Source organism: uncultured Duncaniella sp. (assembly GCF_910578445.1).
Lineage (GTDB): Bacteria > Bacteroidota > Bacteroidia > Bacteroidales > Muribaculaceae > Duncaniella.
Genome location: NZ_CAJTQC010000001.1, coordinates 62174 through 83171 on the forward strand (window position 1 = coordinate 62174; position 20998 = coordinate 83171).

The following is a 20998-nucleotide window of genomic DNA, read 5'->3' on the forward strand; positions in this document are numbered from 1 at the left end:
AGGCTAAAAAATTAACCCATGAATCTTAAATTTAAGAAATTGTTATGTGTGCTTTCAATGCTTTGGGTTGCACAGTTATCCATTCATGCACAAACGACAAAGGAAGTAGTAGAAATTAAAGTTCCCGGTACTTTGCAGAAAGTAATCGATGACCTTGAATCGTCGCGGTTTGAATCCTTGACCATCAAAGGAGGACTGAACGCAGTCGACATCGCCTATCTCACCAGTGGAAAGGATAAGGTTGCTATGATTGAAACACTTGATTTGAGCGATGTCACACTTATCCCCAGTGATGAATCCTACAAAACTATACGTGTCGGTAGTGCTCCGGGTGGAGCTTACGGTTATCGTTACAACATTTATTACATCTCCAATACTTATAAAACATTCACCGAAAGTCGTAGCAATGGATTGGGCGGAAGTAATGTCTATGACCACATCTTCTGCAATGATTTGTCGGGAGCATTTTATGAAAACAGTGCATTTGAAAAAGTCATTCTACCGAAATCACTTTCAAATGTAGGCGATTATATATTTTCAAATTCAACGCTTAAAGATGTCATATTGCCAAAGAATGCAAAAAATATTGGCAAACAGGCTTTCAGATATTGTAGCTCTCTAGAAAAAGTGGAATTACCATCAAATCTTATTGCTATTGAATCTCAAGCTTTCTACGAAACATCTGCTCTAAAAGAGCTATCTTTGCCTGCAACCGTCAAAAGCATTAAAAACGAGGCTTTTAGCAGCTCCGGTATTACAAGCATAAATCTTGAAAATGTAGAATCAATAGGTAACGAGGCTTTCGCTCATGCCAAAAATCTTGTTTGTGATATAAATATAAGTAAACTGGATACTATTCAAGATGGGACTTTCCGTGACACAAATATATCTTCTGTTGTTTTCTCACCAAATCTTAAATCGATTGGAGATGACGCATTTAGGAGAGGTAATGACGCTTCAATCTATCCAAAATTTAAAAGCCTTGAGTTACCCGAATCCGTAGAAGTTATTGGAGAATATGCTTTTTATTATTGTCATAATCTCACAGATGTCAAAATTCCAAATTCAATACAGCAAATAGGTGCATATGCGTTTTATGGCACTCCATGGATTGAAAGCATTGGAAGTGAAAATGGAATTACATACATCACCAATATAGCCTACAAATATGATTCGTCATATAAGCATGAAGGAGATACTTTTTCTTTTCGTGAAGGCACAATTGCCATCAGTGATGGTTTTGGTCACACATTTCCGAACGAGTTAAAGGAAAACATAAAAATATTGCAATTACCTGAATCACTTTTGGAAATTGGCGACAAAACATTTAGTGGCTTCAAGGTATTGGGAGAAGTGAAGCTACCATCTTCTTTGAAGCGAATCGGAAGCGAAGCATTCAAAGATTGTCCAAAATTCTGGTGTACATTGCCGGAAAGTCTTATTTCTATCGGGAATAATGCTTTTTTTTCTTGCTCAACTCTATCTCAGGTTATCTTACCAAAAAATCTAAGATGGATTGGTTATGAAGCATTCACAAATAGTGCTGTCAGCACACTGTATATTAATAGTGACAATCTGGAGCTAAAAAATTTTAACGGATCCTATGCGTCTACTTCTTCACTCTTCGGATACATATTTGATGGATATGTAACACACCAATCATTGAAAAAGGTGATAATACATCCGGGAGTTAAGAAATTGGGTGATAATCTATTCCGTTATATTAGTTCTCTAAGAACAGTAGAATTTGAAGAGGCTGAGAATTCTATGTTAGCTTATATCGGTGAAAATTGTTTTTCAGGGACATCTACATTGACAGATTCATTAGTTTTTAAAAATTTTCCTACAAAGTTAACTCATATTGGGAAATGGGCTTTTAGTGGGTGTAAATTCAATTCTGAACCAAAATTAGAATTTGTAAAATATTTGGGATCGTATGCCTTTACTTCCTGTCGTGGTTTTGAATCTATCGTAATTCCAGAATCAGTTGATACAATTGGTGGAAGTGTTTTTTATAATTGTCCCGACCTGAGATTTGTAGAATACAACGCCAAAAACTCATCCCCTCTTTTAGAATATTGCGGAACATCTTTCGGGGGTAATTATTTTAAGTCTGCCTTTATGTTTGAGGGTTGTAACTCTCTGCAAGCAGTCACAATTGGCCCCAAAGTCAATAAAATTCCTGATTGTATGTTTATTGATTGTCGAGAATTAAAGGAGGTAACGTTCAGAGCTCGCAACATTAGCTCTCGTTCGTCAGGCGAAGATGCAGAGCGTCTTTCAATAGGTGAATCAGCTTTTACCGGATGTCGGAATCTGAATGACATCCATCTACCGCTGGGAACTGATTCTATTGGCGCAGAAGCCTTTAGTTCTACAGGTTTAATTACCATAAATATACCTTCTTCCTCTCATTATTTAGGTAATTTGGTCTTTGACTGGTGTAATTCATTAAATGCAATCTACTTCAATTCTATTGAGCCTCCTGCATTTGATGGTCCATTGACTAATCGGGAACGGCCATTTGCCCAGAAATTGTCGATATATGTTCCAGAGGAATCATACGACCTTTACCAAAGTCAGTCCGATTTGTGGATGTATAATGTAGTCGGTATACCTACATCAGCTATTGAGGATATTTTATCTCCTCAGCAAAAAGCTTCAATAATCTCAGTTTATGACATCAACGGCAGATTAGCCTTTGACCGATGGATAAACAGCACAAAAGGCGTCTACATTATCAAAATGTCGGATGGCTCTGTCCGTAAAGTACGTCGATAACGCATTCAACCTCAACATCCGAGAAGCTAAATTTTAGTATGCGCTTGCGCAGGTCGGGTAAATCATATGGATTAAATAAAAATATGGCTTACCCGCTGCCACAAGCGCATACTGAGCTTTAATCTGTCCAACCTAAACGACTCTAAACTTTTAAAACTTTTCGCTTGCCGTTTGAAATTAAGTTTGTAAATTTGTCATCCAAAGAAACCCTATGGGGTTTCCCAAGTGTAAAATCATCAAATTTTAATTTATAATGGCAACCAAACCTTTCAAGTATCAGCCTATGTTTCCCCTTGGCCCTGATACAACCGAATACTACAAACTCACTTCAGACTACGTGAAGGTTGAAAACTGGGGTGGACACGAGTTCCTCGTGATTGATCCCGAAGCTCTCACTGTGCTTGCACGCGCATGCACTCACGACAACGCTTTCATGCTCCGTCGCGAACACAATGAGATGGTGGCTAAAATCCTCAATGACCCGGAAGCTTCCGAGAACGACAAGTTCGTAGCTCTCACCATGCTCCGCAATGCTGAAGTTTCAGCCAAGGGCGCTCTTCCCTTCTGTCAGGACACAGGTACAGCCATCGTTCACGGTGAAAAAGGCCAGAACGTCTACACAGGCTGTGACGACGAGGAGAAAATCAGCAAGGGTGTATATCTCACCTACACCACCGACAATCTCCGCTACTCGCAGAACGCACCTCTCACTATGTATGACGAGGTCAACACCGGCTGCAACCTCCCCGCACAGATCGACATCCATGCCGGAGAAGGTGACGAATATAAGTTCCTTTTCGTTGCAAAAGGCGGTGGTTCTGCCAACAAGACATATCTCTATCAGGAGACCAAAGCCATTCTTAACCCGAAGACCCTTGTGCCTTTCCTCGTCGAGAAGATGAAGAGCCTCGGAACAGCGGCATGCCCCCCCTATCATATCGCATTTGTCATCGGAGGCACTTCAGCTGAAAAGAACCTCGAAACCGTCAAGAAGGCTTCGGTCAAATACTATGACAATCTTCCCGACCACGGCAACGAGCTCGGCCATGCTTTCCGCGACAAAGAACTCGAAGCTGTCCTGAAGAAAGAAGCAGAACGTCTCGGTCTCGGCGCACAGTTCGGAGGCAAATACTTCGCACACGACATCCGTGTGATCCGTCTGCCCCGCCACGGCGCATCATGCCCCGTCGGTCTTGGCGTTTCATGCTCGGCCGACCGCAATATCAAGGCCAAAATCAACCGCGAAGGTCTCTGGATTGAGAAACTCGACAGCAATCCCGGCGAACTCATCCCCGAAGAATACCGCAAGCAGGGCGAAGGCAACGCAGTGAAAATCGATCTCAACCGTCCGATGTCTGAAATCCTTGCCGAACTCACAAAATATCCCGTTGCCACTCGTCTTTCGCTCAACGGCACAATCATCGTAGGCCGCGACATCGCACACGCCAAGATTAAAGAGCGTCTCGACAAGGGTGAGCCCATGCCTCAGTATCTCAAAGATCACCCCATCTACTACGCAGGTCCGGCCAAGACACCCGAAGGAATGCCCTCAGGCTCATTTGGCCCGACAACCGCAGGACGTATGGACTCGTATGTCGACCAGTTCCAGTCGGCAGGCGGCTCTATGGTGATGATTGCCAAGGGCAACCGCAGCAAACAGGTGACCGACGCATGCCACAAGCACGGCGGTTTCTACCTCGGCTCAATCGGCGGTCCGGCAGCAATCCTCGCCCAGAACAGCATCAAGAAAGTAGAGCTTCTCGAATATCCAGAACTCGGCATGGAAGCCATCTGGAAAATCGAAGTAGAGGACTTCCCCGCATTCATTCTCGTTGATGACAAGGGCAACGATTTCTTCACAGAAATCTCAAACCGCTGCTCAGGCTGCCCCATTGTCGACGACAAGCATTGATTCCGTATGTTTGTTCATTCAAGATGAACAGCATCTGATATCATAAAAGATTTGACAAGTTGCCTTGAGGTGAGCGCATAAAACAATTGTCGCACATCTTTGGCAGCTTGTCTTTTCTTTTTATAACTTTCATATCCACTCTCTATCACGTTTAAACTTCCATATCACGTCTTTCAAATTGATCCGGAATATATATGACATCCGCCGTCGTGGCGTTATCGGTTTCCTGCTGCTATCGGTGGTGGTAGTCAGTGTGTTTCTGTTTTACTCCGATTCATTGGTCAAAGACCTGTCGCAACAGGAGCGTGAACGCATGCAAATCTGGGCTGATGCTACCCGTGAGCTTGTCAACCCCGTGAATCCCGACAGCCAGTCAGGCTCTAATGTCGATTTTCTACTTTCAATCATCGAACGCAACAGCACCATCCCCGTGCTGCTCACCGACGAGACAGGCGAAATCATCATGCAGCGTAATTTCTCTCTGCCGGAACCACATGATTCACTGTCGCTCGCTCTCAGCGACGTAAATCGTAGATTTCTTGACAAGAAACTTGAGAAACTCCGCAATTCACCAAACGTGATTGAAATTGATATGGGGGAAGCCGGGAAACAATGGCTATACTACGAGGACTCAAAGGTGTTGAGAAGTCTTGGGTTCTATCCCTACGTACAGTTGTTGGTGCTTCTGGCTTTTGTTCTGATTGTCTACTACGCGGTCTCCTCGACCAAACGAGCGGAACAGAACAAAGTCTGGGTCGGGCTTTCCAAAGAAACCGCCCATCAGCTCGGGACTCCTATCTCGTCGCTCATGGCATGGATGGAATTGCTCGAAGAGTCAGGCGTAAGCCCGGAAACAGTGGCCGAAATGAACAAGGATGTAAGAAGACTATCCACAATCGCTTCGCGTTTCTCGAAAATCGGATCACGCCCGTCAATGGAAATGTATGACATAAATGAAATTGTCGGCCACGCCACCGACTATATGTCATCGCGGATATCACGACGCATAAAGTTGACTCTGACCCAATGGCACGAACCATTGATTGTGACACTCTCCCCTCCGTTAACAGAATGGGTGATGGAAAATCTCATTAAGAATGCCGTCGATGCCATGGAAGGCAGCGGTGACATCAACATTGAAATCCGACCCGAAAAAGCCAAAGCTCTAATCGAAATTTCGGATACAGGCAAAGGAATCGCACGCAAGAATCAGAAAGCGATTTTCAATCCCGGATTCACAACCAAAAGCCGCGGATGGGGACTGGGACTGACTCTCACAAAACGAATCATCGAGGAATATCACGGAGGTCTGATTTACGTGAAAAAATCGGAAATCGGCGTTGGCACGACATTTGCCATCGAACTTCCGCTTGCCGAAAACAGTTCTCTTAAATAACTCATGAATCCTGCCCACTGGCATGTGACATTCTTTGATTAACTCTGCATCATCATGATTACCCTTCGACAATTATCTGACATAGCTTGTAAAAAGCTCTCACCAATTTACGGCGACAGCGAAGCCCGCTGGTTGTTCAGAACAATAATGGAACACATCAAAGGCTGGAATCAGGTCGAACTTGCCTTGCGTGCCGACAAAGAAGTTTCCGATTTCATTATCGGACGTGTTGATGAAGCTGTTGGCAGACTTCTGAAAGGCGAACCTGTGCAGTACATATATGGTGATACATATTGGTATGGAATGACTCTGAAAGTTAGCCCTGCGGTGCTGATTCCCCGGCCTGAAACAGAAGAGCTTGTCGATATAATAGTCAAAAACAATCCCAAGTCAGACCTCAAGGTGCTCGACATCTGCACCGGCTCCGGCTGCATAGCCGTGGCGCTGGCCAGATCACTCAATTTCCCTGAGGTTTCAGGCATTGATATTTCCGACGACGCGCTTGCCATAGCCCGCGCAAACGCCGATGCCCTGAAAGTAAAAGTCAACTTTTCGAAAGCTGATGCCCTCTCGCTTCCGGAGATTGAAAACACGTTTGATATCATTGTCTCAAATCCACCCTACGTACTTGAAAGTGAAAAGTCAGGAATGGATAAAAATGTGCTTGACCACGAGCCGCATATCGCTCTTTTCATGCCTGACAATGACGGTCTTAAATTCTATAAGGCTATCGCACTCTATGCAAAGCGGGCTCTGACTGATAAAGGTCGCTTATATTTCGAAATAAACCCGCTGACAGCCGGTCAACTAAAATCATGGATGGAGGGCGAAGGGTGGAATGACGTAGAGCTTATCACAGACATGTATGGCAAAACTCGTTTCATGATTGCAGAAAAGTAATCTGAATCCCTGACAAAGCGAACAGAAAATATGTTAAAGCGCAAAGCTCCACTGACATTCGAAAATGCACTTTCAAGAGCAGCCGACCTCTGTGCCCGCTGCGAACAATGCTCACCCGACATCCTAAAAAAGCTTGATTCATGGGGAATTAACGCCTCTGATTCCGCAAAAATCATCCGACGGCTTGAAGAATTGAAATTCCTTGACAACCTACGTTTCGCAAAAGCCTATGCTCACGACAAACTGCATTTCAGCGGCTGGGGACGGCGAAAAATCCGTCAGGGACTTTGGGCAAAACGCCTGCCGACAGACATTATTGACCACGCATTCGATGACATCGACGAAGAAGATGACGAATATCGGGCGATAGCATTGCGTGTGATGAAAGCTAAAATACGTCAGCTTAAAGAATGGCCGTTAAGTCGCGAATCAAAGCTGAAAGTAGTGAAGTTCGCTATGACACGTGGTTTTGAATATCCATTGATTGTCGATATATTCCGGACAGAAATAGCCCGGATGACAGAAGACGAAAATCAATAGACTACGCAATATATCTCTGCAACAAAATAAAAACAACTCTCTCTCCATGAATCTTAGCAGTACGTTCACAAGCGCCCGGATTTGGGCCGAAGACTTCTTCAACCTTATTTTCCCTAACGTATGCACGGTCTGCCAACGCACACTTGTGAGAGGAGAATCCGTAATGTGCCTCGACTGTCGACTTTCGCTACCTCTCACCGGCATGCACAAGATACAGCCCAACGAGATACACGAACGTCTCTTCATGATAGGACATCCGATTCAACGGGCCACATCATTGTTCTATTATTACAGGGAAAATGAATATGCGCGTCTCATCCACGACACGAAATATCGTGGCCGTCCCATTGTCGGGCGCACACTTGCAGCCGAACATGCCAAAGAATTAGCCGCCGATGGATTTTTCGATGGCATAGAAGTGATTGTTCCTGTCCCGCTACATTTTTTCAAACGTCTTCAACGAGGCTACAATCAGGCCGCAGAAATAGCCGAAGGCATCAGCTCCGCCACAGGCATCCCGGTCGCTGAAGCACTTTGTGCCTCATTCCATCGGTCACAGACCCGCAAAAATGCCCACCAGCGTCTTCTTAACGCACGTGATGTCTACAGTTTAGAAGATATATCCGCTATTGCAGACAAACATGTACTTCTTGTTGACGATGTAATAACCACCGGTGCGACAATGTTAAGCTGCATAAAAGCAATCAAGAGTGCTTCGCCTTCTTCTGAAATCAGCGTCTACTCGCTTGCCATAACCCGGCTCTGCTGAAACTTATTTACTTATTCCGGCGTTTCTAAATTAGACGAACATATTATCCATAGCGCCCAACCTTAGGTCGCATGATATATTTTCGACTCTATTTATTTATGTAAATTTGCAAGCATGTTTCGTCACGTTCAATATTTATTTATAATCTCACTTCTCACGGCATTTCCTCTCCATTCCGAGGAAATGCCGGAAGAGATCGTCTTGGCAGCGGACTCTGCCAAGGTTGAGGACGCGCCGAAAGAGCATAAAGGAATCGTCTCACGTGTGATTGAATATTTCAATCAATCAAACAAACGTCAGCTCACGCGTCGACCTAATTTCGCGCCACTTGGAGGGCCTTACTATACCAGTGAAAAAGGCTTCGGCATAGGTCTGGTCATCGCCGGTGATTACTCAACATGTCCTTCCGACACACTGCTTCCCCCATCGAATGTTTCATTGACAGGCACGCTCGCGACAAAGAAATATTATTCGGTAGGTATCGAGGGGACTCACGTCTATCCCAAAGATTCCCGACGGATTAACTACAAACTCGACTTTATGTCGTTCAGCACATATTTCTGGGGTATCGGATTCTCGATGGACAATGACGATGCAAACGAGACAAAATACGGATTGTTTGACATAACCTTGTCAGCTGACTACGAATGGAGGCTCGCCAACAATCTGTTTGTAGGCCCTGCCATAGAAGTCAGCTACACTAACGCACACGACATCACTGATTATACACTCTGGGAAGGTGAACCGCTCAGATATTTTACAATCTCGGCGGGAGCGTTGCTTCAGTCAGATACACGTGACAATCTTACCGGCCCGAACCACGGCCATTTCTTCGAACTGATACAACTTTTTTCACCGAGGTTTCTCGGAAATGAAAACCATTCGTTCTCAAGCACAGAGTTAAGCTATAATCTATATATCCCAATCTGGAAAGGCGGTGTACTCGCATCACGCTTACATGGCAAATGGACCTACGGTCATACTCCGTGGGGCAAAATGCCATCACTCGGCGGAAGTGCGATGAGAGGATATTACAAAGGTCGTTTCCGCGATAAATGTGCCACAGACCTTACACTCGAATTGCGCCAGCATGTCTACCGCCGATCAGGCATAGCAATATGGGGATCTGTCGGGACAGTCTACGAAAAATGGGCCGATATCTGCTTCAAGCGCCTCCTGCCTGAAGTCGGAATCGGATATCGATGGGAATTCAAAAAAAATACCAATGTCAGGCTTGACATCGGATTCGGGAAGAAAGGTTGCGGTTTTCTTTTCGGAATAAACGAAGCATTCTAAAGACCGCATTGCTCCTAATCTTACGAGATACGTAAGATTCAAAATATCCTATTTCTATAATCTCTATTTGATATAGAGGGTCTTCTTTCAGGAGTTTCACTTTTTAATTTTGGTTCGTCATGTTCAAGAATATTGTATTCTACATCTTCCTTCTTTCGCTGCTCCTGCCGAATATCATACTCTCCTTCACTGAGCAGCTCACTCCACTCGGTGCACTCACAAACGTAGTGCTTCCCGGAGGTGTGATGTATCTGCTTATGAGCATTTCACCAAAAATCGGGCGCTCGATATGGCTGATGTTTCCTCTGGTTTTCTTCGCGGCATTTCAAATCGTATTGCTTGCACTGTATGGCCGCAGCATAATTGCTGTCGACATGTTTCTTAATCTCGTGACAACCAATTCGTCGGAAGTCACCGAACTGCTTGCAAGCCTCGCTCCTGTCATATCATTCGTAATCCTGCTCTATGTTCCGTCGCTAATCGCAGCCGGAATCTTCATCCACAAAGGGACCCATCTGGATGCACATTTCATGAAATATAATTTCAGAACCGCATCCGCCATTTGTGTCATCGGAATCGGATTGCTCGTATGCTCATTCAACTCTCCGGCAAACTACTCCACAAAAAGTCATCTTTATCCTGTCAACGTAGGCTATAACATCTATCTTGCCGTCGACAGGACCAAGCGTACCGCCGACTACCATAATACATCTGCATCGTTCAGATATGACGCGGTGTCAACCCACCCCACAACTGACCGCGAGCTCTATATGCTTGTCATCGGAGAGACATCACGTGCCGAAAACTGGCAACTTCTCGGCTATGACCGTCCGACGACTCCGAATCTGTCCGCGCGACACGACATAATAACATCACAACGGGCATATAGCGAAAGCAACACCACCCATAAAAGCGTCCCTATGCTGCTCAGCACTGTCGACGCAACAAATTTCGACTCAGAAATCTATAAAGTGAAAGGAATAGTGACAGCATTTAAAGAAGCCGGATTCTCCACGGCATTCCTCTCAAATCAACGCTACAATCATTCTTTCATTGATTTCTTTGCATTCGAAAGCGACACGACGATATTCATAAAAGAGCTTGACACTACGTCCAATCCACTTGAGGCAAACCGTAAACCTGACTCCGAGTTATTGCCGGTGATTGACAATATTATAGCCCAAGGCAACAAAAAGCAGTTGATAATCATACATACCTACGGTTCACATTTCAATTATATCGACCGATATGAAAGTGCCGACTGCCGTTTCACTCCGTGTGACTATAAAGAAGCTGTCAAGGAAGAGCGCGACAAGCTTATCAATGCTTACGATAACACGATAGTAGCAACTGACCGTTTCATTTCGGAGTGTATCAACCGTCTCGAATCACTTGATGGTGTCAAAGCCGGACTCCTCTACACTTCGGATCATGGCGAAGACATCTTTGACGATGAACACGGACGATTCCTTCACGCATCTCCACGTCCGTCGATTCATCAAGTTCACGTCCCGTTCGTCGCATGGCTGTCGGAAGCATATCGGACACAATATCCCGACAATGACATGAAACTTCGCAGGAATGCACACAAGCTCCTCTCGACATCTCGCTCGTTCACACCGACAGCTCTTGATATGGCAGGGATAAAAGTAAGCGGCGATGCCCTTTCAGACACCACCGCTTCACTGATTTCATCAGACTATATGCCACGCAAGCCGCTCTATCTCAGTGACCACAATGTCGCAGTCAGACTGAAAGACATTCTTTAATTGCTGACATATTCAGATAATATAACTCTTATCCGCAACGAGATGAACCGCAGGATGTGCAGATGAGACAGCCCTCCTGATAGATGAGAGTCTCCTGACCGCAATTCGGACATTTCTGGCCGCCTGCAGGAGTTCCGGATGGCAGATATTTCTTTAGAGCCCTTTCAACACCCATCTTCCAAGTGTTGATTGACTGGGAGTCGAGTTCAAGGCCATTGACAAGCTTGATAACCTGATCAATCGGCATGCCATAACGAAGCACACCTGAAATGAGTTTGGCATAGTTCCAGTATTCAGGATTGAACTTGTCGGAGAGCCCTTCGATTGTAGTCTTGTAGCCGCGTTTGTTGATGAACTGGAAATCATAGCGCTTATTGCCCTTGTCGTCGGTGGCCTTGATAATCTTACCCTTCGACACTGATTTAGGACAGAAAATACCGTCGTCATCATCAGCAAGACCGGTGAAAATCTCATAAGGCTGACCATTTTTCAAACCGACAAACGCAATCCACTTTTCCTTGTTATTCTGGAAACGGACCACATCGGCTTCGAGTTCATTAGGACGTTTGGTCTTTGTCATCGGAGCAGGGGCATCAGCAGCGGTCGCCGACGATTTCACCTCGTCGGTAGAATTCTCGACTTTTTCTTCGCCTGCCTTTTCGCGGTCCTTTTTCTTGTTCTCGCCAACAGATATCAACACTCCTGACCGGCAACCGTCACGATAAATCGTACAGCCCTTGCATCCTGCCTTCCATGCTTCCATATAGAGACGGTCGACAAGTTCAACAGGAGTATCCGACGGAAGATTGATTGTCACAGAGATTGAATGGTCAACCCATTTCTGGACAGCTCCCTGCATTTTTACTTTTTCAAGCCAGTCAATGTCATTAGCTGTCGCCTTATTATAAGGAGAGCGAGCCACAAGTTCATCGAGTTCGGACTGTGAGAAATCACGACGCTGTTCAATCCCGCTGATACGCATCCATTCGAGGAATTTGGGATGATAGACAATATATTCCTCGAAAGCATCGCCCGACTCATCGACGAAATCCACATGAACGTCAACGTCATTGGCATTCACTTTGCGACGCCGCTTATAGACAGGCATAAACACAGGCTCGATACCGGAAGATGTACGGGTCATGAGAGATGTAGTGCCGGTCGGAGCGATTGTCAGACACGCGATATTGCGACGTCCATTCCGCTCCATATCCGCGACAAGTTCCGGAGCAACTTCGCGCAGACGACAGATGTATGGATTATTCCGTTCACGTTCGGCATCGAAAACCTCGAACGCTCCACGCTCCTTAGCCATCTGCACGGAAGAACCGAAAGCCGCAAGAGCAAGCGCACGGTGAACCTCCACGGATTTTTCGGTAGCCTCCGGAGTTCCGTAACGCAGACCGAGCGCAGCAATCATGTCGCCTTCGCCGGTAGTTCCGAGTCCTGTACGACGGCCTTTGAGTGTCTTTGCCTTGATTTTAAGCCACAGGTTAAGTTCTGTCTCCTTAACCTCCATATTTTCCGGATCGGCTTTTATTTTCTCGATGATAGTATCGATTTTTTCCATTTCGAGATCGATTATATCATCCATCAGGCGCTGCGCCTTGGCGACATGGTCGCGGAACAAATCGAAATCAAAATATGCTTCGGGAGTAAACGGATTCTTCACATAAGAGTAAAGATTGATTGCAAGCAGACGACAGCTGTCGTAGGGACAAAGAGGTATTTCACCGCATGGATTTGTCGACACGGTCTGGAAGCCAAGATCGGCATAGCAGTCAGGAAGAGATTCACGCAAGATAGTGTCCCAGAAAAGGACTCCGGGTTCAGCCGATTTCCATGCGTTATAGACAATCTTGCTCCAAAGGGCTTTCGCATCTATGTCGGTCTTCACTTCCGGGTCATTGCTGTCAAGCGGGAACTGGCATGTGTATGGTCGGCCTTCTTCAACGCAGTGCATGAATTCATCGTCAATTTTGACAGAGACATTCGCGCCGGTAATTTTGCCTTGTTCCAGTTTCGCATCGATAAAACGTTCAGAATCCGGATGCTTGATAGCCACAGTGAGCATCAATGCACCGCGACGTCCGTCCTGTGCGACTTCACGTGTCGAGTTGGAATAGCGTTCCATAAACGGAACAAGTCCGGTTGATGTCAGAGCTGAATTCTTGACAGGCGTTCCTTTCGGACGAAGATCACTCATGTCATGTCCGACACCGCCACGACGCTTCATAAGCTGCACCTGTTCCTCGTCAATCTTTATAATACTGCCATAGGAATCAGGATGTCCGTCAAGACCAATCACGAAGCAGTTTGAAAGAGAACCGGTCTGAAAATTGTTGCCGATGCCGGCCATAGGGCTACCCTGTGGCACAATGTAGTCAAAACCGTCAAGAAGACTGTAAATCTCCTTTTCACTCATAGGATTAGGATAGCGTGATTCAATCCTTGCGAGTTCCGAGGCAATGCGGTGGTGCATGTCGGAAGGAGTCAGTTCATAGATATTTCCTTCCGAATCCTTTAAGGCATACTTGCTAACCCACACTCTGGCAGCGAGTTCATCACCACCAAAATATTTGACCGAAGCCTCATATGCCTCCTCGAATGTGTATCTTTTTCTTTCCATTTATATTAGGTGTCTTTTGGGAGTGCAAAGTTGGTCAATAATTTCCTATCTTGCAAAATTATCACCCCGAAGTTATCTACATCCGCGAATAAAATTGTAACTTGCGGAAAAATTCGGTTTGAGCCTCCGAACCGTAAATTTTAATCATTATTAAACATCATTTTTTCTAAATGGATACTTCGAATTATTTCTCCACACGCCGCACCATCCGCAAATATGATTCTTCGCGTCAGGTGAGCATCGGACTCATCGACAAAATGCTCGAAGATGCAGCGCGCGCTGCAAACACAGGGAATATGCAGACTTATTCTGTAGTCGTGTCAACAGATCCGGAAGAGATAGCCCGGCTTGCTCCGGCCCATTTCAATCAGCCTGCGATTACGGGAGCAAAAGCAGTGCTTACATTCTGCATTGATTTCAACCGCTTCAACCGTTGGTGTCGGATTAACGGCACAGAACCGGGGCTTAACAATCTTCAGGGTTTCACATGGGGGATAATCGACACATCGCTTTTTGCCCAACAGTTCGTAACCATCGCCGAAATGAACGGTCTCGGGACTTGTTACCTCGGGACTACAACATATAACGCCGGTCAGATTGCCGAAGAACTTGGACTGCCGGCCGACGTCGTGCCTGTCATCACAGTGACGGTAGGATATCCGGCTGAATCGCCTGAACTACAGGAACGCTTGCCAATCAGCTCAATTGTTCATCATAGCAAATATGTAAATCCGTCAGACGACGAACTGCGTGAAATTTATTCTGAAAAAGAAAACCTTGAGAGCTCAAAGCAGTTTGTTAAAGAGAACAACAAGGAAAACCTCGCTCAAGTGTTTGCCGAAGTCCGCTATCCACGCGCAGCCAATGAACAATTCTCACGTGTATATAAAGAATACCTCAAAAATCAGGGTATAGCCTTGTAACACAACCTATATATAATAATATTCCGCCCGATTCATCTGAGTTACCGTGACTCAGATGAATCGGGCGGAATATGTGTATGTTACGACTTATTATTCCTCCTTTTACTTACTCTCAAGTATGCCTTTCAATTCTCCGGCTACAATCGAGGCATTTAGACGAGCGCCGAGAAGAGACGAGTGCGTGTGGTCACGCTTGAAATGTGCATTGACTTTTTTCAGGCCTTCTTCATCGGCAATATGCTGAAGCGTCCGACCGGCAAGCGAATTGAGGTCAATACAAGGGACACCTGTGGCTTCGGCCACTTCTTTTGTCCATGCGCCGAAACTGTCGGCATTACTTTCAATAAGCCCATTGTCAAACTTATTGCGCGGAGTGTGGGTGATGAGAACCGGGAACGCTCCTTTTTCGCGTGCATCCATAATGAATTTACGCATGTACCAACCGAATGTATAGACTACTTGATAGCGTCCTGTGCTCTGCATTTTGAAGACCTTGCTTTCAGAACCTGCCCCACGGAGCTCGGCACGCTCCTTTCCTGTGTTTATCGGCCCGGCATCATTATGTCCGAACTGTATGAGCACGATATCGCCGGGCTGCAGAACCTCATATACCTTGTCCCAACGGCCTTCGTCGACAAATGTGCGGGCACTGCGTCCGGGCATGGCGTGATTTTCGACAGAGACTTTCGTGGTGTCGAGATATTCGGCAAGCACACTCCCCCAACCCCACATTCTGTCGGTATCGGAGTCTTCATTCTTAACGGTACTGTCACCGATTGTGAAAACCACAGGACGTCCTTCTGACCGGGAAGAGCCTGTGACAGAATCAACAGTCTCGGGAAGGAGGTATTTAGCCAATCCAAGATTCTTCAGGCTTCTCAGTCCTTCAACCGCAGACCGTGCATTGACCTTGGCTCCGAATTCACTTGTGTGTATCCGGTCGAGATAAAACATGGTCTTAACCTTCTCCTTGCCGAACCTTTCAAATTTCCGGGCTGAAATTTCGTTGAGGTCTATGAATGGAACTTTTGTCTGTTTTGCCACCTGACGCGCCCACTTGCCAAATGTACGGTCGACACGCTCTATGACAGTGCTGTCGGCATCCGCCCAAGCGTTGCGCGGAGTAAGTGACATGAGCACCGGATGTGCACCTCGAGCTTTCACATCGTTTATGAAACGACGCATGTATTCACCATACGTATAAACGATACGTTTTTCACCGGTCTCCTTTATTGTGACATGAAGAGTGTCCTTGCCTGTTCCGGGAATCGACGCACGGGCACGACCGCTGTCATACGGACCATTGTCATTATGGCCAAGCTCTATGATGACCCAATCTCCTTTACGGACTCCGGCAAGCACATCGGGCCAAAGACGTTCATAAAATGTGCGGCTGCTCGTCCCTCCGAGGGCATGATTTTCGACCGTGATTTTTTCCGAATCGAAATAACTGTCAATGAAACATCCCCACCCCCACTGACCGTTGTTGCCATTGCCAAGAGTCCCGGTGCGCATGGTTGAATTTCCGACAAGAAAAAGCACCGGATTGTCGCCTTTGCGCGACGAACCGGCTACGGGACGGGCAAACTTAGCCTTGTTAAGACTGTCGAGAGTATTGTCGACAACATTGTTCCTATCCTCCATAGGTCGGGCTACTTTGTTTGAATTCTGCGCAATGACCGAGTTGGAAAATGTGAATATGGCCGCACTTACAGCGGCCATAAATGATATGCGTAATGATTGCATTGGTGATGATTGATGAGTTTATTCGTAACGCTGAAGACGGGCAACCGCTATATGATAACGATAGTGTGCTTCAAGAAAATCACGACGGGCTGAAAGGAAATAGTTCAATTCCTGCATATAGGTCAGGAAATTTATCTGTCCTGAGTCCAAAGCCTTACGCAGAAGCTCGATGTTTGAATCATCGTTTATAACACCTCTGTATTCCCTGAGAAGTTCCCGAAGTTCACAGGCCACATCATATTCTCCCTGAAGTTCAGAAGCAATCTTGATTAACGACATTTCTTCGTCAAGACGCTGAGCATCGAGTCGGAGCGATGCAGCCTTTGTCTTGGACCGGCCTGTGAGAAACGGCAGCGTGATTGACACAGAGAAGCCGTTGAAATTATCGCCCATTTCCCACTCGTGGAGATATGCAACGGAAAAACCGGGAAACAGCGAGCGTTTTTCAACTTTTACAAGCTCTTTCTGAGCCTCGAAAGCAGCCCGTGATGCCGCTACTGCAGGGTCTTTTGTCCTGAGAGTCTCACGGTCTGGACGCAGGGACTCAAGCGACCTGCGAGGATATTCCACCCCGAGTTTCATTATCAAAGGCGCCACATCCTGACCTCCGTTCATCGCCTGAAGAGATGAAGCAATCACAGCTGAATCCGACATAAGACTCTTCAGCTCGCGGACCGCATTCACATGCTCTATGACAGCCTTGTTGTAATCAAGACGTGTTTCCTGTCCCTCCTCGGCCGCTTTTTTATAATATTCGGCCATTGATGACAGTCCGTTACAAATTTTCCGGGTTGTCGCGATGCGCTGACGGATATTAATCATGTCAATCAGAGCCAGACGCACTTCCATGCGAGTTTCGAGCAGACTCGATTCACGCAGGTATTGCATGGCATTCTCCGATTTTTTTATAGCCTTGTTTCGGGCGGCATAGACTCCGGGCCAGTCAAATGACTGCGAGATGGAAAAATTTCGTTTATCACCTATGCCTTTTGCCCCCCATAAGCTCTCGTAGGAAAATTCCGGAGCTTCGAGAGCATTCTCGGCTTTCATTTCAGCGACAGAAGCGATATCCGAGGCCAAAACAGATTTTTGAGTAAGATTGTTGCCAACCACTGTTGACAGAACTTCGTCAAAATCAGAAGCGAAACTTCCTATGGGAGAGAGACAGATTAGAAAAATGCTGAATTTTCGGAGCATGTCTGTGTAATTTGTTGTTTTTTTTAATTATTCGTATTTTCTTTTCGATTGATATAGCGATAAACGATAGGAACGATAAAGATATTGAGTACTGTAGATGTCAGCAAGCCTCCAAGAATGACAATAGCGAGCGGCGACTGGATTTCATTTCCGGGTTTATCTCCGTTGACAGCCAATGGAATCAAGGCAAGAGCCGAACTCAGCGCTGTCATAAGAATAGGATTGAGACGGTCGGACGAGCCAAGCATGACACGCTCACGGAGAGCCATGCCTTCGGCACGCAACTGATCGTAGCGCGACATGAGAAGCATGCCATTGCGTGTGGTGATTCCAAGCAAGGAGATAAAACCTATGATAGCCGGAATATTCAATTCTCCACCGGTCACACGCAGCAAAATAACGCCTCCGATAATGGCAAGGGGCATATTAAGCAGAATTACGAGCGACTGGCTTACGCTATGATACTGGCCGTAGAGAAGCAAAAAGATGACAATCAGAGCCACGATCGACACAAGGGCGAGCGTAGCCGAAGCCTTTGCCTCATTCTCAAACTGACCACCATAGGTGATGAAATAGCCTTCCGGAAGCAAGATGTCGGATTCTATTTCCTTTCGGATATCATCGACAGTGCCTCGAAGATCGCGTTCGGAGACATTTGCAGAGATGACGATCCTACGGCTGACATTCTCACGGTTGATTGTGTTAGGGCCTGTGGCTGAAACGATTTCCGCAAGCTCACTGAGAGGTACTTTACCTTTTGATGTATCAATTGTGAGATCTGAAATATCCTCAATCGTACTCCGGCTATCGGACGCCATGCGGAGTGTCAGGTCATAAGGGAATCCGTTTTCATAGACCTGCGACACTTTTTCACCGGCAAGCGCAACATTGATGAAATCGGCAAATTCGCCCATAGTGACTCCATAATAGACAAGCATGTCGCGTTTCGGGCGGATGTCAAGCTGAGGACGTTCCACCTGCTGCTCGATGTTGACATCGACAACACCGGGCACATCAGAAATCAGATGTTTTATACGATTGCCTATATTGTAGAGCTTTGCAAGGTCATCGCCAAAAAGTTTGATTGCAATCTGGGCCTCAGTGCCGGAGAGCATTGCATCAATACGGTGGGAAATCGGTTGTCCGATTTCGATATTGACACCCGGCAGATGCGAGAGCTTGTGGCGGAGATCAGCAAGCAGCTCATTGCGCGAACGTCCGTTGTCAAGCGTATAGGGAGCTTCAATTTCAGAGACATTCACACCAAGCGAATGTTCGTCGAGTTCTGCACGGCCGGTCTTTCGTGCCGTAAGGTCTATTTCAGGCATCGAAAGAATGATTTTTTCAGCTTCACGACCAAGCCTGTCGCTCTCTTCAAGCGAAATGCCGGGCAGAGTGCTCACATTAATAGTCAACGACCCCTCGTTGAATGACGGAAGGAAACTTCGGCCAAGTGTAAAGAATATACCGACAGATATAGCAAACAGAATCGCAGTCGAAATAAAGATTGGTTTCGCATGCCCGAGAGACCATGCCAAAGCCTTCTCATATGCCATACGGAGCATGCGTGCGAATTTCGGTTCTCTGTCAAGGGCCTTCATCGCTTTTTTACTTCCAAGCAGATACGAGCAGAGGACAGGGGTCACAGTAAGCGCTACAATTGTTGATGCGACCAACGCAACTATAAACGAAATACCTAACGGCTTCAACATCTTTCCCTCCATTCCGTCAAGGAAGAAAAGCGGAAGGAAACTGGCCATGATGATAAGCGAGGAATTGAAAATAGGCAGACGCACTTCTTTAGAAGCATCGTAGACAATCTTAAGCACGGACTCTCCACTGCGATGTCGCTCACGCAAACGTTTATAGACGTTTTCCACATCAACGATTGCATCATCGACAAGCGAGCCTATGGCAATAGCTATACCACCGAGACTCATCGTATTTATCGTCAAGCCGAGGAAATGCAACACAAGGACAGTCACAATGATCGACAGAGGAAGAGCCACAAGCGAAATTATGGTTGTGCGAAGATTCATAAGGAAGAAAAACAGCACAACAATAACAAAAATCGCTCCGATGAAAAGTGATTCCTGTAGATTACCGATAGATGTGGCAATAAAATCCGACTGCCGGAAAATATCGGTATTCACATTCACATCAGACGGGAGCGTAGAGCTTATCTGCGACAGGCTCGATTCGATTTCGTCAGTCAGATTGATTGTCCCGACAGCAGGCTGCTTGGTGACAGTCACAAGAACAGCAGGCTTGGAATTGAGTGATGCAGTACCCAATCGCGGTTCGGCAGCGCCGACCTTGATGGTCGCTATGTCAGAAAGGCGTATAGCAGTTCCATCGGCTGTACGCACAAGAGAATTACTCAAATCATCTACACTGCCTGTAGATATGTCACCTTTTATTATATATTCATTTCCATGTTCATAAATCACGCCACCAGACGCATTGGCATTCATCTGCCCCACGGCGTCGCGAATCTCTTGAAGACTGACTCCGTAGCGTTGCATTGCCGCAGGATGGAGCAATATCTGATATTCACGGGCATCACCTCCGATGACACTGACAGAGGCGACTCCTGACAGAGACAGCAGGCGCGGACGAATCTGGCGGTCAGCTATTGTACGTAGCTCTTCCTGTGTGGTAAGCGAGTCTGCCGTAAGGCCAATAATCATAATTTCGCCGAGTATCGACGATTGAGGTCCAAGTGTAGGTTTCCCGACATTCGGTGGCAGATCGCTTTCTATTTCCGAAAGTTTCTCCGAGACAATCTGTCGAGCCAGATATACATCCGTACCCCAGTCAAATTCAACCCATACCGAAGACAGTCCCGGAGCAGAAGCTGAACGGACACGGCGCACACCGCTCGCACCATTTACAGCCGTCTCAACCGGATAGGTTATCACCTTCTCAATCTCTTCGGGAGCCATTCCCGGGGCTTCTGTCATCACGACAACCGTCGGTGCATTAAGGTCAGGAAATATGTCGACCTCGGTGCGCAGAAGCACAATCATTCCATAAATCAGCAGAACGATTGACATCACTATAACAGCAATTCTATTGTCAAGCGAGAATTTTATGATTCTGTTGAGCATCTTTAGAGTCCTGAATTATGAAAAGATTAT

13 protein-coding genes are annotated in these 20998 nt (G+C 46.2%); 9 read left to right on the forward strand and 4 right to left on the reverse strand.

The features are described 5' to 3' along the window. Window positions 1-18 precede the first annotated feature (18 nt). The 8 genes from QZ311_RS00260 to QZ311_RS00295 all read left to right on the forward strand — a co-directional run bounded on the left by QZ311_RS00260 (window position 19) and on the right by QZ311_RS00295 (window position 11363). Window positions 19-2781: a leucine-rich repeat domain-containing protein gene (locus QZ311_RS00260; RefSeq protein ID WP_297062652.1), complete on the forward strand. Its 2763-nt coding sequence runs from the start codon at window positions 19-21 to the stop codon at window positions 2779-2781. A 253-nt stretch (window positions 2782-3034) separates the two neighbouring features. Continuing rightward, window positions 3035-4693, forward strand: a complete 1659-nt coding sequence (locus QZ311_RS00265) for a fumarate hydratase (protein WP_297062654.1) — start codon at window positions 3035-3037, stop codon at window positions 4691-4693. Window positions 4694-4871: 178 nt separating this feature from the next. Further along, on the forward strand, window positions 4872-6089 hold the full coding sequence (locus QZ311_RS00270) for an ATP-binding protein (protein WP_297062656.1): 1218 nt from the start codon (window positions 4872-4874) through the stop codon (window positions 6087-6089). Window positions 6090-6143: 54 nt separating this feature from the next. After that, entirely contained in the window at window positions 6144-6989 is an 846-nt protein-coding gene (gene prmC, locus QZ311_RS00275; RefSeq protein WP_297062657.1) for a peptide chain release factor N(5)-glutamine methyltransferase, read from the forward strand. 30 nt (window positions 6990-7019) lie between these two features. Next, complete coding sequence (locus tag QZ311_RS00280) at window positions 7020-7529, forward strand: regulatory protein RecX (protein WP_297062658.1); 510 nt, start codon at window positions 7020-7022, stop codon at window positions 7527-7529. Between the two features lie 46 nt (window positions 7530-7575). Next, complete coding sequence (locus tag QZ311_RS00285; protein ID WP_297062659.1) at window positions 7576-8298, forward strand: phosphoribosyltransferase family protein; 723 nt, start codon at window positions 7576-7578, stop codon at window positions 8296-8298. 183 nt (window positions 8299-8481) lie between these two features. Next, on the forward strand, window positions 8482-9594 hold the full coding sequence (locus QZ311_RS00290; RefSeq protein ID WP_297062660.1) for a BamA/TamA family outer membrane protein: 1113 nt from the start codon (window positions 8482-8484) through the stop codon (window positions 9592-9594). A 119-nt stretch (window positions 9595-9713) separates the two neighbouring features. Beyond that, on the forward strand, window positions 9714-11363 hold the full coding sequence (locus tag QZ311_RS00295) for a phosphoethanolamine transferase (RefSeq protein WP_297062661.1): 1650 nt from the start codon (window positions 9714-9716) through the stop codon (window positions 11361-11363). 28 nt (window positions 11364-11391) lie between these two features. Here the strand turns inward: QZ311_RS00295 and QZ311_RS00300 are convergent, their stop codons facing one another. After that, window positions 11392-13992 (reverse strand): adenosylcobalamin-dependent ribonucleoside-diphosphate reductase, encoded by a 2601-nt coding sequence (locus QZ311_RS00300; protein ID WP_297062662.1) that lies wholly within the window; start codon window positions 13990-13992, stop codon window positions 11392-11394. A 170-nt stretch (window positions 13993-14162) separates the two neighbouring features. On the opposite strand from QZ311_RS00300, the gene QZ311_RS00305 reads away from it, so the two are divergent. After that, window positions 14163-14915 carry a nitroreductase family protein gene (locus QZ311_RS00305; protein ID WP_297062664.1) on the forward strand — a complete coding sequence of 251 codons (753 nt, stop codon included), beginning with the start codon at window positions 14163-14165 and terminating at the stop codon, window positions 14913-14915. 102 nt (window positions 14916-15017) lie between these two features. Here the strand turns inward: QZ311_RS00305 and QZ311_RS00310 are convergent, their stop codons facing one another. From QZ311_RS00310 to QZ311_RS00320, 3 genes are read right to left on the reverse strand one after another with little or no spacing between them, the layout of a single operon-like run. Further along, window positions 15018-16637 carry a rhamnogalacturonan acetylesterase gene (locus tag QZ311_RS00310; RefSeq protein WP_297063040.1) on the reverse strand — a complete coding sequence of 540 codons (1620 nt, stop codon included), beginning with the start codon at window positions 16635-16637 and terminating at the stop codon, window positions 15018-15020. A gap of 42 nt (window positions 16638-16679) precedes the next feature. Beyond that, window positions 16680-17858, reverse strand: a complete 1179-nt coding sequence (locus QZ311_RS00315) for a TolC family protein (protein ID WP_297062666.1) — start codon at window positions 17856-17858, stop codon at window positions 16680-16682. Between the two features lie 23 nt (window positions 17859-17881). Beyond that, on the reverse strand, window positions 17882-20968 hold the full coding sequence (locus tag QZ311_RS00320; protein ID WP_297062668.1) for an efflux RND transporter permease subunit: 3087 nt from the start codon (window positions 20966-20968) through the stop codon (window positions 17882-17884). Window positions 20969-20998: the final 30 nt, after the last annotated feature.

Excerpts from the sequence above, each read along its gene's own strand:
- QZ311_RS00260 (WP_297062652.1), top strand. The coding sequence starts at position 19 with ATGAATCTTAAATTTAAGAAATTGTTATGTGTGCTTTCAATGCTTTGG.
- QZ311_RS00265 (WP_297062654.1), top strand. The coding sequence starts at position 3,035 with ATGGCAACCAAACCTTTCAAGTATCAGCCTATGTTTCCCCTTGGCCCT.
- prmC (WP_297062657.1), top strand. The coding sequence starts at position 6,144 with ATGATTACCCTTCGACAATTATCTGACATAGCTTGTAAAAAGCTCTCA.
- QZ311_RS00280 (WP_297062658.1), top strand. The coding sequence starts at position 7,020 with ATGTTAAAGCGCAAAGCTCCACTGACATTCGAAAATGCACTTTCAAGA.
- QZ311_RS00285 (WP_297062659.1), top strand. The coding sequence starts at position 7,576 with ATGAATCTTAGCAGTACGTTCACAAGCGCCCGGATTTGGGCCGAAGAC.
- QZ311_RS00290 (WP_297062660.1), top strand. The coding sequence starts at position 8,482 with ATGCCGGAAGAGATCGTCTTGGCAGCGGACTCTGCCAAGGTTGAGGAC.
- QZ311_RS00295 (WP_297062661.1), top strand. The coding sequence starts at position 9,714 with ATGTTCAAGAATATTGTATTCTACATCTTCCTTCTTTCGCTGCTCCTG.
- QZ311_RS00300 (WP_297062662.1), bottom strand. The coding sequence starts at position 13,992 with ATGGAAAGAAAAAGATACACATTCGAGGAGGCATATGAGGCTTCGGTC.
- QZ311_RS00305 (WP_297062664.1), top strand. The coding sequence starts at position 14,163 with ATGGATACTTCGAATTATTTCTCCACACGCCGCACCATCCGCAAATAT.
- QZ311_RS00310 (WP_297063040.1), bottom strand. The coding sequence starts at position 16,637 with ATGGCCGCTGTAAGTGCGGCCATATTCACATTTTCCAACTCGGTCATT.
- QZ311_RS00315 (WP_297062666.1), bottom strand. The coding sequence starts at position 17,858 with ATGCTCCGAAAATTCAGCATTTTTCTAATCTGTCTCTCTCCCATAGGA.
- QZ311_RS00320 (WP_297062668.1), bottom strand. The coding sequence starts at position 20,968 with ATGCTCAACAGAATCATAAAATTCTCGCTTGACAATAGAATTGCTGTT.